This window comes from Bacteroides acidifaciens (assembly GCF_024623065.1).
Lineage (GTDB): Bacteria > Bacteroidota > Bacteroidia > Bacteroidales > Bacteroidaceae > Bacteroides > Bacteroides acidifaciens.
This window is the reverse complement of record NZ_JANJZR010000089.1, coordinates 1-15428: the sequence shown is the minus strand read 5'-3', so window position 1 is coordinate 15428 and position 15428 is coordinate 1. Positions and strand designations below refer to the sequence as shown.

Sequence of the window (15428 nt, the reverse complement as noted above, 5' to 3'; positions counted from 1 at the left end):
GAGACTATGTGACGAATAAAAACAGGTCGGTAAAGCCTATCTAACATAATCTCAGGAAAATTTAAACAGGCTCTTATAAGTATTTTTTTTGTTTCTTTATAAGGAAATGAATTTATTCTTCACGGCAAAGGCAATCATTCTTGACGGAAAATGCAATTACTTTGTTCGACTTTCGGGATTCTTCTTATCGGAAGTTTGGTGGCTGGCGTGACGGCAGGAGTGATGTGTATATCGCAATTTCCGTGTAGATTCGGATGCTTTTGTGGCGGGAGATGATTTGCGTTCTTCTGTCGGTTTGACTATCAAAGGTCGTGACTTGGCTTTGCTGGGTTTCGGAGGCAATAAAGATTAGTATGGATTTGCCCGATGCGGCAACTCTGAAAAAAAGAATCGGAAAGTACCCCCATACTTTCCGATTCGAAACAGTCAAAAATCGACCTTAATCAATTTATTAACTTAACACGTTGCAAAGATATGAGAAAAATTTCGTAGAAAGGGTTTTTTGGCCTAAAAACTTTGGAATCTAAGCAAATAATGCCGACTATGAAGTTCCTGTATTCCTTCTTTTGTTCGTAACATTTCATGCTTATTGAAGGAATGAATGTTCTCAGAACGCAGAAATCAGCATCTCACGCTTATTTTTTCTGATTTTGTGATACTCCCGTTTACCTGTCTGCTTGGAAGTGAGATATGTGAAAACCGGTGCTTCGGAAAGGAGCAGAATCAATATTATGTGGATAAAACGATGTATCTGCCTTTGTTGGAAGAGCAACCCGGCAACTTGCTTTTTGTCCGTCCCGCCGTTTCGGCAAGAACATCTTTCTGAGTATGCTCCGCACTTATTATGACGTTGCTCAAAAAGAAAAATTCGAAGAACGCTTCGGCAATCTGTGGATAGGTAGGCACCCTACACAGCTACAAGGGGCTTTCCAAATACTTTATCTTGATTTCTCCAGAGTAGGCGGTTAGCCCACTCTGGCTCAAAAACTCGCGTTACTTGTATACCTGTATAGGCAACTCGCCTTTCAATGCTCCTATCGCATTAAAAGCCAATGATTCCATTTCGTTTTCTCCGGGATAGATATGTATAGGAGCCAGAAATGAGATGCGCTTTTTGAGTCGGGAAATCACATAATCCGAATAAGCGATTCCCCCGGTCAGGAGGATGGCGTCTACTTTTCCGCATAAGACGGTAGCAGCGCCACCGATGGTTTTTGCTACATTATAAATCATGGCATCCAATATCAGTTCTGCTTTTTTATCCCCTTCTTCTATGGACTTGATAATAGCAGGTATGTCGGTAGTCCCCAAATGTGCAGTCAGACCAGCGCGACCGGAAATCCGTTTCTTCAATTCATCTTTTGTGTGCTGCCCGCTGAAACAAAGGTCGATGAGCTGACCTGCCGGAAGCGTTCCGGCGCGTTCCGGTGAGAAAGGACCTTCGCCATCTAATGCATTGTTCGCGTCGATAGCCCGTCCGTGATGGTGGACAGCTATCGAAATGCCGCCGCCCAGATGACAGATAATCAAATCAAGCTCCTCATACCTTGTTCCCTGTTCTTTGGCAAAACGCCGGGCTATTGCCTTTTGATTCAATGCATGCCAGATGGTGATTTTCGGCATAAGCGGAGAGCCTGTAATACGGGCTATATCTTCCAGTTCGTCTACCACTCCCGGGTCTGCAATGAAAGCAGGACAGTCGGGAAGAGAGGAGGCCAGTTCTTTTGCTATCAAACCACCGAGGTTGCAGGCATGTGTACGCATGGCGTGTAATGTATCCCGTTCCATGGCTTCATTTACTTCATATACACCACCGGGAATGGGCTTTACTAATCCGCCACGTCCGATGACAGCATCAAAAGCAAAAGGAATCCCCTTAGACTCTAATTCCTGAAGTACCAGTTTCTTGCGGAACTCAAACTGGTCTATCACCTGCGGATAAACGGATAATTCTTCTACTGTATGCTTGATATTGCTGACCAACAGAGGTGTTTCGTTTTCATATACAGCAATTTTTGTAGAGGTGGAACCGGGGTTGATGACCAGAATCTTCATAGAGTTTAATGTTTTAAGTATGGATTATGAACTGTGGATTATGAATTATTATCTTGATTAAGCACTTGCTTTCTGCATTCGCAATCTCCGGCCACTTGCAGGCATGCCATGGCTATGCTGTAATATTTGGACAATCCCGAATCACTACGGGACGGAAGGACTACGGGACAAACTGGACCTTGCAGCAATCCTGCCATTTCTGCGTTTGCAAACAAGGAAACAGACTTGTAGAAAGCATTGCCCGATTCTATGTTAGGGAAGATAAGTACGTCCGCCTGTCCGTTGATAGGGGACACAATGCCTTTTATATCTCCGCTGGCCTGTTCACAGGATGTACGCACATCCAGCGGACCGTCGATAATAACGTTCCCGAACTCTCCGGCTTCAGCTAATTCCACAATATTCACATAATCCAGCGAATGAGGGAACTTCGCGCTTACTTTCTCCGTGCAGTGAATCAATGCCACGCGTGGCTGTTCAATGCCGAAGTGCCGGCAGGTGCAAATGGCATACCATATCATTTCTATACGTTGCTGTAAGGTAGGACGGGGGATTACCGCAGCATCCGAGAAGAAAAGCAATTTATGATAAGTCGGAATCTCCATCACTGCCAGATGTGTGAGGATTTTCCCTTTCGGGAGCAGCCCTTTTTCTTTGTCGAGTATGGCATGCAGCAAATTGTCCGTATTGATGATTCCTTTCATCAAGATATCCGCTCCGCCCTCACGGACGATACGTACGGCTTCGCGCGCCGCTTCGTCCGAATCTTCTATATGGATGGTTTTCACATATTCCGGATATTGCTTGAGCGCAGGGTATTTCTCAAGGATAGCCGAGTCTCCAATCATCAGAAACTCCGCAATCCCCTCTTTCAAAGCACGCGTAATCGCATACTCGGTATTAGGATCATTGGCACAAACCACGGCAATCCGTTTTCTGTGGTTTAGTTTTCTGAGGTGCTCTGTGAGTTGGGCAAAATTTAGAATAGGTTCCATAACGTTAGATTTTTAGCAAATATCAGAAAAATGATTGAAAAAATAAGGATTATACCCCAAAAAAATACACCTGTTGTGTAACATTTTGCTATATTTCATTTGTTTTACCCCGCCAGATGCGCATGGAATTGTTTTTTCGTGTATTTTTGCACATATAAGTCAACAAAATAGATTATAGGATATGGATATTCAATTTCCCCCTTTTTTGCAGAAGGGTGATAAAGTAGTCATCGTGTCGCCTTCCAGTAAGATAGACGAGCAATTTTTGAAAGGCGCCAGGAAACGGATCGAGTCATGGGGGCTGACGGTTGCCATCGGAAAGCATGCCGGCGGTTCTTCCGGAAGATATGCCGGAACAATCAGGCAGCGTCTTAAAGACTTGCAGGATGCGATGGATGATCCGGACGTGAAAGCTATTCTTTGCAGTCGCGGGGGATATGGAGCGGTACATTTGATAGATAAGATTGATTTCACGGCTTTTTACGAGCACCCGAAATGGTTGCTCGGGTTCAGTGATATCACAGCATTGCACAATCTGTTTCAAAAGAACGGATATGCATCCCTGCATTCATTGATGGCACGCCATCTTACAGTGGAGCCGGAAGATGACCTGTGTACTTCGTATCTAAGGGATATCCTGTTCGGCAACCTGCCTGTCTATACTTGTGAGAAGCATAAATTGAATAAACAGGGGAGTGCACAAGGAATCCTGCATGGTGGAAACATGGCAGTGGCTTATGGTTTGCGGGGAACTCCTTACGATATTCCGGCGGAAGGTACGGTGCTGTTTATAGAAGACGTCAGCGAACGGCCTCATGCCATTGAACGTATGATGTATAATCTGAAACTGGGTGGTGTACTCGAAAAGTTGTCCGGGCTTATTATCGGGCAGTTTACTGAATATGAGGAAGATCGCTCCTTGGGGAAAGAGTTATACGCAGCCTTGGCGGATTTGGTGAAAGAGTATGATTATCCCGTTTGTTTTAATTTTCCGGTGGGGCATGTCACTCATAATTTGCCGCTTGTCAATGGCGCAAAAGTGGAGCTTACGGTTGGAAAGAAAGATGTCGAATTAAAGTTTATTTGTTAATAATCTATTCCATCTGAGCAATGCTGTGATGAAAATGACTAATTTTGAGGCTTTAATAGAAAAGAGGACGATGAAAAAGAAACCTATGATAGTATTGACAAGTGCCTTTTTGTTGCTATCGGCTTTCTCCTGCGGAGGCGGCAATAAGGCGAATAGTGCAAATGAGCAAAGCGAGAAGGTAGTCGTGAACGTACCGCAGTTTGATGCGGACAGTGCTTATCTGTATGTAAAGAATCAGGTGGATTTCGGGCCTCGCGTGCCTAATACGAAAGGGCACGTAGCCTGTGGAAATTATCTGGTCAAGCAGTTGAAAGATTTCGGTGCGAAGGTGACCGACCAGTATGCTGACCTGATAGCTTATGACGGAACTTTGCTGAAAGCGCGGAATATCATCGGTTCCTATAAGCCGGAAAGCAAGAAAAGAATCGCCCTGTTTGCGCATTGGGATACTCGTCCCTGGGCTGACAACGATCCTGATGAAAAGAACCATAAGACGCCTATTCTGGGAGCGAATGATGGAGCAAGCGGGGTGGGAGCTTTGTTGGAAATCGCCCGTTTGGTTAATCAACAGCAACCGGAACTGGGCATTGACATTATTTTCCTGGATGCGGAAGATTATGGAGCGCACGACCAGGATAATGAAGAATCATGGTGTCTGGGAGCACAGTATTGGGCGCGCAACCCTCACGCGCAGGGATATAATGCCCGTTTCGGCATACTGCTTGATATGGTGGGCGGTAAAAACACTGTTTTCCTGAAAGAATCATATTCAGAACAGTTTGCGCCGGACATCAACAAGAAAGTCTGGAAAGCAGCCAAGAAACTGGGATATGCCAGAATATTCATTGATGAAGACGGCGGCGGAGTGACGGACGATCATTTGTTTATCAACCGCCTGGCACGCATCAAAACGATTGATATCATAGCTTCTGACCCCGAAGGTGGATTTACTCCTACCTGGCATACGCTTACGGATAACATGGAACATATTGATAAAAATACATTGAAAGCAGTCGGACAGACTGTACTGGAAGTAATCTATAACGAGAAATAAAATTAAATAATATGTCAATTAATGAATTGCAGGACGAAGTTATTGCTGAATTCAGTGACTTCGACGATTGGATGGACCGCTACCAACTACTTATTGACTTGGGAAATGAGCAGGAACCGCTGGAAGAAAAATATAAGACAGAGCAGAATCTGATTGAAGGATGCCAGAGCCGCGTATGGCTTCAAGCGGATGATGTAGACGGTAAGATTGTTTTTAGGGCAGAAAGTGACGCTTTGATTGTAAAAGGAATCATTGCTTTGCTGATAAAAGTACTGTCGGGACATACGCCTGATGAAATATTAAACTCCGACCTTTATTTTATTGATAAGATCGGATTGAAAGAGCATCTGTCACCCACGCGCAGCAACGGTTTGCTGTCGATGGTAAAACAAATACGGATGTATGCATTAGCATTCAAGGCAAAAGAGGGGAAGTGAAAAACTTCCCCTCTTTTATTCCTGCTTTGGGGAAGTCAGGTAACGCATAGTCAGAATACTTCCGATAAGTAGCAGGAGCGCTCCGGATAAGATAACCAAATAGGGAGTGCCGCTAATCAAGTCGTCCATATTTTCCGCTTCGGGATATTTGATGCTGAGACAGACGGATAGGGAATTGTTCAGTATATGCATGAGGATACATGGAATCAGGCTGCCGGTCTTATAATACGTCCATGCCAGCAGAATGCCAATCAGAAATGCCGGGAGTATCTGGGCGGGATTGATGTGGAAGACACCGAACAGAAGTGCGGAGATGAGAATGGCTTTCGTCGGATTGTACTGTTGCAAGAGTGCTTTGGTAATGGCGCCGCGGAATAACAGCTCTTCGAGCACAGGCCCTACGATAGCTATCGCAAGAATACCGCCCCAACCGGATTGAAGAATATCGAAAGACTGCTCCATGATATTAGGAATCCAGTCCATCAGACTCATAAGTGCGGATACCAGAAATCCGCCGGTAAGGATAGCCAACGCGCTGCCAATCAGATAAGGGGCGGATACAAGCAACCATGCAGATTTTTGTGTGCTGATATAGCCTGCTTTCCAAAGGTAAATACCCATCATAATCTGACCGGCAAGTTGTGCCGGAATCATGATTGTCTGCGTTAAGACAGTTTTATCCAGATTACCCGTAGTGACCAATAAATAGATGGTACTGGGAATCATAATCAGAAGAGGAGCGACAATCTGCGCGATGAGAAGGTCGATTAGTATTAATTTGATGGCTGTCTTCATAAGGCTTATGCGCTTTATTTAGCGGTAAAGAAACTGCATATGAACATAGCCAACATGGATATGGCTATTACCACCAGTGAGATACTCATAAATGTCTTTTGCATACGAATGTATTTTTAAGGATTGTTTCTGTTTCTTCGGCGTCTTTATGAAGTTGTACGATTAGCTCGTCGATACTGTCATGTTTCAGTTCGGGACGAGTCCGCTTTACAAAAGTAAGCCGGATAAACTTGTCGTATATGTTGGAGTGGAAGTGAAAGATATTCACTTCAATCGTCCGGTGGGAGGCATTGCCAATTGTCGGGCGGACGCCTATATTCAACATACCCATATAGGTTTTTCCGTCGAAGGTCACCCATACGGCATAAACGCCATCCGCAGGAATGAGTTTGTCCGGATCGTCCACACTTAAGTTGGCGGTCGGGAAACCGATTTTCCTGCCTACCTGATAACCGCCTACAACGGTTCCGTCCAGAAAATATTCGTATCCCAGACAATGGGCGGCCAAGTCTACATTTCCTTTATGAAGTAATTTGCGGATTAGCGAAGAACTGACTGTTGTATGTTCCCCGTCTTCCATTTCTATATGGTTGGCATATGCTTTTGCTTGGATAACTTCTATGCCGATTTCTTTTCCGTAACGTACATAATCCTCGAACCCTTCACTGCGGTTGTGTCCGAAACGATGGTCGTAACCGATTACCAGACATTGCACCTGAAAGCGTTTCTTGAGTACCCGGGCCATGAATTCGCGTGCGGTCAGTCGGGAGATATCCGGGGTGAAGTCGAGCATCAGGCAGTAGTCTGCTCCGATGTCGGCTAACAGATTTATTTTTTCTTCCGCTGTGGTCAGAAGTTCCGGACGATATCCGGCGTTCATCACTTTGCGGGGATGAACAGGGAAAGTAACCAGTGCAGAACGTAGACTTTTGGCTGCGGCTATCTCTTTCACTTGTCGGATGAGATAGCGATGTCCTGCATGAACTCCGTCAAAGAAACCGATGGTAGCTACGCAGGGTTCCGGTGCGAGGGGCGATATGTCACGTATAATCTGCATTTTCACGGATTTTATTTGCTTTTGAAAAGATGGCTCCAGTCTTCGCCGGCTTCTGCCGTATAGGTGGAGATGCCCAGTTCCTGAGCCGCCTTGCAGTTTAATTCAGAGTCATCAATGAAGAGTGTCTCTTGCGGTTCGATACCTGCATCTTCGATGACCGCCTTAAAAATATCCGCTTCCGGTTTTGCCATGTGCATCTCATAAGAGAGATAGGCTTTTTCGAAATAGTCTTCCACTCTGAAGGTACGATATGGAAACAGGTTGTGGCAGGCATATCTCCAATGGATCTCATTTGTGTTGCTAAGCAGGTAGACTACATATTTGGAGCGCAATTCCAGTAGTAAGTCAAGCTTATGTTTGGGGATGTCTACCAGAAGACTGTTCCAGGCAGCATCTATTTGGTTGTCACTGACTACTTTTCCCATCATGTCCCGGAGCCCGTTCCGGAATTCGGCGGAAGTGATCAGCCCTTTTTCCTGCTGCATGAATATCCCATGCAGTTGTTGGATATTCAATCGCTCTTCTACGTCTGTGAACCCTAATTCCTTAAAGTTCTCCATACAACGTTGGTGGTCGAGATTGATAAGCACACCGCCCAAATCAATAAGCAGGTTTTTAATTCCTTTACTTTTCATTTCTACTCTTTTTGTGAATAATACGTTGAATAAGGCGGACAAGTTCTCCAACCCATAACACCGTGGACGAAACACCTATAATTAAAAGCCAGGTTTCCCAGTCGAGTGGTGTCGTACGGAATACAGTTCCACCGAACTGTACAATCAGGAATTGTCCGACCAGGATGGCAAGCACAATCAGTTCCATACCATACGATTTGGAAAGCCCTTTGAATGCCGAGTCGGTAGTTCCGAATACACGGGCATTGAAGAGATTCCAGAATTGTAACATGACAAAGAAGGTAAAGAAAATAGTGAGGTTGTGTATATCCATACCCTGCGGGCTGTGGTCGAAGTAATAAATCATTCCGAGCAGTACGATAAGGAAAATAGAACCTACACCTATTATATTAGACCGTATTGCTTTACTGATGATGAAATCAGTGCCGCGACGGGGTTTCTCAAGCATCACAGTTTCGCTGGGCGGAATGGAAGCCAAAGCCAAAGCGGCAAAGGTATCCATAATCAGGTTTACCCATAACATTTGTGTCACGGTCAGCGGAAGTTCCGTACCGATAACCGAACCCAGCAGAACGATAAGCAGCGCGACGAAATTAATCGTCAACTGGAAAACAATGAAACGCTGGATATTCTTATAAAGTGAACGTCCCCACATGACAGCGGTTCCGATACTGTTGAATGAGTCGTCGAGCAAGGTAATGTCACTGGCTTCTTTGGCTACGGAAGTTCCCGTTCCCATCGAAAGGCCGACTTGTGCGTGATTCAAAGCGGGTGCGTCGTTCGTACCGTCTCCGGTCACGGCTACTACCGCTCCTTTCTGCTGAAGTAATTGTACCAGGCGTTGTTTATCCGTCGGGCGGGCACGCGACATGATTTTAAGATCCATCACCCGGTCTAATGCTTCTTCGTCATTCAATTCGGCGAATGCCACTCCGGTGATGCGATTCCGTTCCGTATCCGTTTCCGGATTCCAAAGACCTATCTGACGGGCAATTTCCGTAGCAGTTCCCGGTGTGTCACCGGTCACAATCTTGATACCGATACCTGCCGACTGGCATTTGGCTACGGCAGCAGGCACATCCGGACGAATCGGGTCGGAAATGGCTACGACGCCTAAGAAGTTCAAGTCATTGGCTGATACCAGCTCCGTACAGTCGTTCGGCTCGTTCTCTCCTACAATCTTGAAAGCAAATCCAAGTGTACGCATCGCCATATTCTGATAATTCAGCAATTGCGCTTCTACTGTTGAGCGGTATTCCACGGTATCTACCCGATTCCCGTCCAGTACAACTTCCTTACACTTGCCGAGAACAATTTCCGGTGCTCCTTTGATATAGAGTATTTTCTTTCCGATTAATGGCGATTCTACAAGTGTCGCCATGAATTTCCGTTCGGTGGAGAACGTTAGCTGGTCGAGGATATGTGCTTTCTCACGAAGTGCCAGATAATCTCTTCCTTGGCTGTTCAGCCATAATAACAAAGCCACTTCGGTAGGATTTCCTACTCCTTTCGGCTTTTCACCGACAGCCGGTTCTTCAAGAAAAGCGGTAGAATTGGCACTGATGCCTTCTGCGATAAGTGCGCTGATATCATCGTCGGACAAGTCGCTGCCATTCTTGATACCATAGAAGTTGGATTCGTGCACCTGCATCAGGTTTTGTGTCAGCGTACCGGTTTTGTCCGTACAAATCACAGTGATAGCACCCATCGTTTCGCAAGCGTGCATTTTCCGTACCAAGTTGTTGGTAGAGAGCATGCGCCTCATATTCAACGCCAGACTGAGGGTGACGCTCATAGGCAAACCTTCGGGAACGGCTACTACAATCAAAGTAACCGCCATCATAAAGTATTTGAGTGTCCGCTCGAAAACAGGAAGCCATTCATGCCATCCGTTCAATGCGCCGAAATCAAAGGCAAACAATACATCTTTCACAAAGAAGATAAGAAAAGTGAGTCCCGCAACGGTAAAGCCGATTTTTCCAATCAGGTTGGCTAGTTTTGTCAACTGAATGTTCAGCGGAGTCGGTTCCAGATTATCTTCTGTGCTTTGGCGGGCTACTTTCCCGATTTCGGTGGCGTCTCCTACATGCAGTACGCGCATGGTTCCGTGTCCGTCGACTACCGTAGTGCCGCGCATCACCAGATTGGAAGCATATGTTGCCTCTTCGTCAAACTCCGTTTCTATGGTTGTTTTATTGATGACGGGTTCTCCTGTCAGATTAGATTCGTTTACCTGCAAAGAAATAGCTTCCAGCAATTCTCCGTCCGCGGGAATTTCCTCACCGGTTTCCAGAATGACTATATCGCCTACCACTATGTCTTTACGGGGAACTTCCTGCACACGTCCGTTACGGATTACTTTTACCAATGTCTCTTCGTTGACTGCATTCAGCAAGTCGAATTTCTTGCTGGCATCATATTCGAAAAAGAAACCTATACCGGTAGCCAGCAGGATGGCGGCAATGATTCCGATAGTTTCGGCGTATTCATTTTCGATGATGGAGATGATTAGGGAAAATGCGGCTGCTACTAGCAGTACACGCACCACCGGGTCCTCAAATTTGTCGAGATAAAGTTTCCAAAGGGAAGGACGCTTGGGAGGTGTTAACAGGTTAATACCATTTTTCTCCCTGCTTTGTAGGACTTCGTCATCCGTAAGTCCTATATGATAAAAGTCATTTTTATTTGTACTCATGCAGATACATGCGTTTAGTTTGGACTGCAAAAGTACAACATAATATTGTGATAAAATGTTTAATTAAAACTTTTTATGAAGATAGATTTATTACTGTGGCTTGCCACATATAGCTTGGGAGATGGAAAGTCCCAGTCCGGTTTCCCTTTTTGTCTTTGTTTGACCCGGCGATATGATTGGTACGTTCCAATTTCTTGGATTCCAGAGATAAACGTTGTTGCCTTCGGAGACATTTAAAAAAGTGTTGAACAAATATCTTGCTATTTGTGTTATATTAGTTAGAAAACCAATTAAAAATACGAACGTTATGAAGAAGTACATTTGCACGGTCTGTGAATATATTTACGACCCCGAACAAGGAGATCCGGAAAGCGGAATTGAACCAGGAACTGCGTTTGAGGACATTCCAGATGATTGGACTTGTCCACTATGCGGAGTCGGTAAAGAAGATTTCGAACCGTACGAAGGATAAAAACAGAGAGGGAGAGAATTTATTATGTGGAAATGACCGGATGCGATATGTGTCCGGTTATTTTTATGCCCGCAACTCGTTTATCTCGGCATTGGCGCATCATGGGTCATGACTGCTTATATAGACTATGCGGTAGGTCATGCCACATCGGAGGTGTCTACACTCCTTGCAGGTTATATATCCAATGTAACACCCGCTATGATGCAGGCTTATAATGGTAGTTATCCGGCGCCTGAACAACCGATAAAACAGAATCAGACAAATACACAATCATGCCGCTAATGGGAAGAAGATCTGTTCCCGATGATACTTGTTTCGGAGTTATACGAAGTTTGTTCTGATGTTTTCGACAGCACTGAGACTCAGTTCCATTCATCACTCAACCTCCACGGCAAACATGAACCTATAAAGATACGCCACAAGCAGAAAATCAAGGCTTGCTATCTCATATCGAAATTATACGAAATTGTTCCGGCCAAGCACAAAGCGGCGTGGCGTGAGGATATTCTCGCTCATCTTGATATTCAGTGGAGCTACTATGAAAAGAAGTATTGTAATGCACATACACAGACACCACATATACACCACTCATGACCAGCAGTAATTTTGTAGTGTCCGGGAGATACTCGGATACGCTCTACAAGAGGGCGGTAAGTACAACTCTAAATAACACTGCGTATGGCAAAAGACCAGTTACTCAAACTTCCTCTCTGGCAGTACACCGGAGAACAATTTTTAGAATTGCTTGACTCTCATTTTGTCAAGACCACGACCGCAACCGAAAACGTGACCTCTGACGAAAATGTTGCCACCACAGCAAAGCGTTGGCTCGTTTATGGAATCAACGGACTCTGCGAACTTCTCCAGTGCAGTAAGGCTACCGCACCGCATTGGGGCTATGTCTTCTTTGTAACCCTACTTCTCGCCGCCGGAGGTTTCGACTATGGTTTCTTCTACCAGCTTAACGAAAACTCCACTCTGAAAAATGTCGAATGGCTCTACCGCAACGAAAGACTTTTGTGGGAAGACAAACAACAGGAAAATCTGCTGCGCCGAGAAAAAATCTTTGCAGCCGGCACACAGCAGGAACAAGGCTTCTATAATCTGTTTCTCTATTTCATTGTTGCTAATACAACGGAAATAACAGTCTGCACTTTGACCCCGTCGAATCTTCTTGCAGAAACCGAATGTATTGCTTGCGATGTTCTTGAAAAACGGTTGACTAATCGGATTATACATTGTGCTAAATTGGTCAAAATATTTACTTATTTTTTGGAAAGGGGCTTAATGGAGTATCGATGATGAAACATTCTTTTTGCCACTAAGTTCTCCGGATTGATTTACTTTCTTTCCGTAATTAAATGTATAGGTAACAGTCAGAGATATTCGACGATGATAATCGGAGCCTAATTGTGTCACATTGCTGTCGTACCAACTGGTAGTCAAGGTGTCTTTGCTGATTCCCCATGAAGACTGGAACGGGTTTATTATGGATAATTGTAGATTCCAGTTTTGGACGGTCCATCCCGCACTGAGCGAGTAGCTATTAGTCATTCTGCGCAAATATGCATTTTCTCCATCAACATAACTGTTGCGGGAATCATAATAAGCATTGAAGAAGAATTTTCCGAGAGAGTAGTTTACATTGAGGCTTGTCATAAACGGGTAATGTGATATGCTGTTACTTCCGGTTGTATTGTAAAGCAGCAATCGCGGAGAAACTGAAATGGACAGACGTCCTTCAAAAAACTTTCCGGTGAGGCTTGCGCCAAGCTGGCCATGATTGTAATCTCCGTCATTCCTATATTTCTTCAACATCATTCCGTCGGGGGCATCAGGAGTATAAACTGCAATCTGTCGGTTTGCAATGCGGAACACTGTCACATAAGCCGAAAACTGCCACTTATTGCATGGCAACCATGTATAACTCAGAGCTGCCGATGTATTACGCGAACATTTCAAGTCGGGATTGCCGGATACATACATCAGTTCTGATTGCTGTATTATATTGGGATTCCTCATTGTGACATCGGGTGAGAATGTGGCATACTGGAACCACAGATTGACCGAATGCTTCTGATTAGGAGCATACTGCACGTTGACGTGGGTAAACGGATAACGATCGTCCATCGTCTTATCATTAATATAATTAGACTCGAATGCGTAGCCTCTGTCGATACTTCCTGATACTTTCCGAAAATTCAGTGACATACCAACGGTTATGCCAGTGAAAGTCTGACGAAAGCGATTGACAGCATTGCTCGAACCGCCATAGTCAATCTTTGTGCAGCCTCCCCCGGAAGATATGCTTGAAAACAATGTAAATCTATCGGACAATGATTTGTTGACCTGCATTGTACCTCGCAAAAACCAGGAGCCTTCATCCGCAAAATTTTCGATAGATTCGGCTCCCGCAGCATAATTTGAGGTCGTGTTGTTCTTGGCAAATTCAGTCTGAAAGTTTCCGTTAATAGCCCATCCTCTGCCAAGAGCCGCATATAGTTCGCTATCCCAGCTTATGGCATTGTTTGTCGAGGGCGATTCTGCGTAAAATGTTTCTGAAGGGTATTGACTTGAAAAATTGACATAACCTGACGTGCGATTTATCGGAGTATTGATTCGACGGTACGAAACGAGATTTCGGAATGTGAAATTCGTACTCCTGTTCCACGATGCCCTTAAAGCCGAGTATAGACTCCGTTGGTGCTTATGCCCCGTCTCTGTGCCACTCTCGCGTTTGATAGTGCCCGATTCCAGTCTATAGGTCTCATCGGATACCGAGCCGATATGAGAATTATAGTCATAATCTCCCGACACCATCAGATCGTATTCTATTTTTCGATAGGCAAACTTTGAATACATCAAAGCCTCTCCTCTGCGTATCATGAAGCGTTCTTTGCCGCTAAGCTTTGTATAACCTCCGTAAATATAAGAATGAGTGATGAAATTTACAACGTGTTGCGCACGCTGAAATCGCGGATCTGTCGGAAAGTCAAGATACTCCACACGCTTCACGTCATTCGGATTCAGACCGCTCACATCTCCATCTGTTGCAGGATGAAAGTTGATAAAAAGGCTGACGCCCTGATTGTCGGCCGTTTTTACCGTCTCCGCTATCGGATTTACGCTCAGCTGCGGAATGTTCATTCTCGAAAGCAATGAAACTCCGTCTGAAGCGGTTAACTTCTGATTTGCGGTAGGAATATATACTGTTTTTGTCGCACTTGTACGTTGAGCATCGGCTACAACGGTTATCTCTCCGAGTTCTTTGACTGTTATTGTGTCTGGCTCGGTTGTCTGCCCCTGTGCTACGAAAGGGAACATTATTAATAGTAATATATATTGACAACAACATAAAATACTCTGGAGATTCCGTAAATATAGCAATAAATGCCGATTCGACTAAACTGTCCATATCAGACAACGGCATAGGAATTCCCGAAAAGTCGATCCCAGACATCTGGAGTAAATTCTACCGTGTCCCCCACGATAACTGGGTCGACATCAGAGGATACGGTATAGGTCTGTTTTATGTCAAATCCATTGTTGACAAACATGGATGGGAAATAAGAGTGGTAAGCCGACAAGGAAAAGGTAGCACGTTTACTATTAAATTTTGAAAACAATGAGCAACAGGATACTATTGGTAGAGGATGACACGACACTCTCGATGATTATTTCAGAAACATTGCAACGCGATGGATTTGATGTGTTGACAGCGGGCGATGGAGAAGAAGGTCTGCGAAAATTCACACGATATGGAGTCGACCTCATAATTGCAGATGTGATGATGCCTCGTATGGATGGCTTCGAGATGGGACGTAAGATCCGACAAATAAGCCAAAATGTCCCGTTGCTATTTTTAACAGCAAAATCAGAGATTGATGATATTGTCGAAGGATTTGAGCTTGGCGCCAATGACTATCTTAAAAAGCCGTTCAAGATGCTTGAATTGATAGTTCGCATCAAGGCTTTGCTCCGCAGAAATATCCGAGATGAGGACAATCGGTTTGAAATCGGAAATTACACCCTGAACTTGTCAACCCAAATGCTTTCGAATCCTGATAAAGGAAATATAGAATTGTCACTTATTGAAGCTAAATTACTGAAAGAACTAATAGTAAATGTAGGGCATACAGTAGA

Annotated in this window: 16 protein-coding genes and 1 pseudogene; 10 read left to right on the top strand and 7 right to left on the bottom strand. The window is 44.7% G+C overall.

The features are described from left to right. Positions 1-673: 673 nt before the first annotated feature. Positions 674-966, top strand: a pseudogene (locus NSB03_RS17685) (AAA family ATPase); the annotation flags it as partial. A gap of 27 nt (positions 967-993) precedes the next feature. On the opposite strand, the gene buk reads toward NSB03_RS17685, so the two are convergent. Further along, on the bottom strand, positions 994-2055 hold the full coding sequence (gene buk, locus NSB03_RS17680; protein WP_024988435.1) for a butyrate kinase: 1062 nt from the start codon (positions 2053-2055) through the stop codon (positions 994-996). A gap of 38 nt (positions 2056-2093) precedes the next feature. Continuing rightward, entirely contained in the window at positions 2094-3050 is a 957-nt protein-coding gene (locus NSB03_RS17675) for a phosphate acyltransferase (RefSeq protein ID WP_024988436.1), read from the bottom strand. A 181-nt stretch (positions 3051-3231) separates the two neighbouring features. Between NSB03_RS17675 and NSB03_RS17670 the strand changes: the two genes are divergently transcribed. The 3 genes from NSB03_RS17670 (at position 3232) to NSB03_RS17660 (ending at position 5631) form a co-directional block, all read left to right on the top strand. Further along, positions 3232-4140, top strand: a complete 909-nt coding sequence (locus NSB03_RS17670; protein WP_135039039.1) for a S66 peptidase family protein — start codon at positions 3232-3234, stop codon at positions 4138-4140. Positions 4141-4210: 70 nt separating this feature from the next. After that, positions 4211-5194: a M20 family metallopeptidase gene (locus tag NSB03_RS17665; RefSeq protein WP_024988437.1), complete on the top strand. Its 984-nt coding sequence runs from the start codon at positions 4211-4213 to the stop codon at positions 5192-5194. A gap of 11 nt (positions 5195-5205) precedes the next feature. Continuing rightward, on the top strand, positions 5206-5631 hold the full coding sequence (locus tag NSB03_RS17660) for a SufE family protein (RefSeq protein WP_024988438.1): 426 nt from the start codon (positions 5206-5208) through the stop codon (positions 5629-5631). Between the two features lie 15 nt (positions 5632-5646). On the opposite strand, the gene NSB03_RS17655 is transcribed toward NSB03_RS17660, so the two are convergent. From NSB03_RS17655 to NSB03_RS17640, 4 genes are all read right to left on the bottom strand, one after another. Beyond that, entirely contained in the window at positions 5647-6426 is a 780-nt protein-coding gene (locus tag NSB03_RS17655) for a CPBP family intramembrane glutamic endopeptidase (protein WP_024988439.1), read from the bottom strand. A gap of 85 nt (positions 6427-6511) precedes the next feature. Continuing rightward, positions 6512-7483 carry a bifunctional riboflavin kinase/FAD synthetase gene (locus NSB03_RS17650; RefSeq protein ID WP_135039033.1) on the bottom strand — a complete coding sequence of 324 codons (972 nt, stop codon included), beginning with the start codon at positions 7481-7483 and terminating at the stop codon, positions 6512-6514. Between the two features lie 11 nt (positions 7484-7494). Then, positions 7495-8118 carry an HAD family hydrolase gene (locus NSB03_RS17645; protein WP_024988440.1) on the bottom strand — a complete coding sequence of 208 codons (624 nt, stop codon included), beginning with the start codon at positions 8116-8118 and terminating at the stop codon, positions 7495-7497. Then, positions 8108-10813, bottom strand: a complete 2706-nt coding sequence (locus tag NSB03_RS17640) for a calcium-translocating P-type ATPase, PMCA-type (RefSeq protein WP_257466544.1) — start codon at positions 10811-10813, stop codon at positions 8108-8110. The genes NSB03_RS17645 and NSB03_RS17640 overlap by 11 nt, the downstream gene beginning before the upstream one ends. A gap of 307 nt (positions 10814-11120) precedes the next feature. Between NSB03_RS17640 and rd the strand changes: the two genes are divergently transcribed. The 4 genes from rd (at position 11121) to NSB03_RS17620 (ending at position 12587) form a co-directional block, all read left to right on the top strand. Next, positions 11121-11285 (top strand): rubredoxin, encoded by a 165-nt coding sequence (rd, locus tag NSB03_RS17635; RefSeq protein ID WP_004306971.1) that lies wholly within the window; start codon positions 11121-11123, stop codon positions 11283-11285. 108 nt (positions 11286-11393) lie between these two features. Further along, positions 11394-11567 (top strand): hypothetical protein, encoded by a 174-nt coding sequence (locus tag NSB03_RS17630; protein WP_159102158.1) that lies wholly within the window; start codon positions 11394-11396, stop codon positions 11565-11567. Between the two features lie 21 nt (positions 11568-11588). Further along, the gene (locus tag NSB03_RS17625; RefSeq protein ID WP_024988442.1) at positions 11589-11879 is read left to right on the top strand and encodes a hypothetical protein; all 291 of its coding nucleotides are present in this window, start codon (positions 11589-11591) and stop codon (positions 11877-11879) included. An 84-nt stretch (positions 11880-11963) separates the two neighbouring features. Then, positions 11964-12587 carry a DUF3853 family protein gene (locus NSB03_RS17620; RefSeq protein ID WP_024988443.1) on the top strand — a complete coding sequence of 208 codons (624 nt, stop codon included), beginning with the start codon at positions 11964-11966 and terminating at the stop codon, positions 12585-12587. On the opposite strand, the gene NSB03_RS17615 is transcribed toward NSB03_RS17620, so the two are convergent. Further along, entirely contained in the window at positions 12570-14609 is a 2040-nt protein-coding gene (locus NSB03_RS17615; RefSeq protein WP_257466543.1) for an outer membrane beta-barrel protein, read from the bottom strand. The two genes, NSB03_RS17620 and NSB03_RS17615, sit on opposite strands and share 18 nt — an antisense overlap. Between NSB03_RS17615 and NSB03_RS20915 the strand changes: the two genes are divergently transcribed. Further along, entirely contained in the window at positions 14591-14905 is a 315-nt protein-coding gene (locus tag NSB03_RS20915; RefSeq protein ID WP_159102159.1) for a sensor histidine kinase, read from the top strand. The two genes, NSB03_RS17615 and NSB03_RS20915, sit on opposite strands and share 19 nt — an antisense overlap. 5 nt (positions 14906-14910) lie before the next feature. Further along, a partial coding sequence (locus tag NSB03_RS17610; RefSeq protein ID WP_257466542.1) for a response regulator transcription factor occupies positions 14911-15428 on the top strand: 518 nt, incomplete at its 3' end.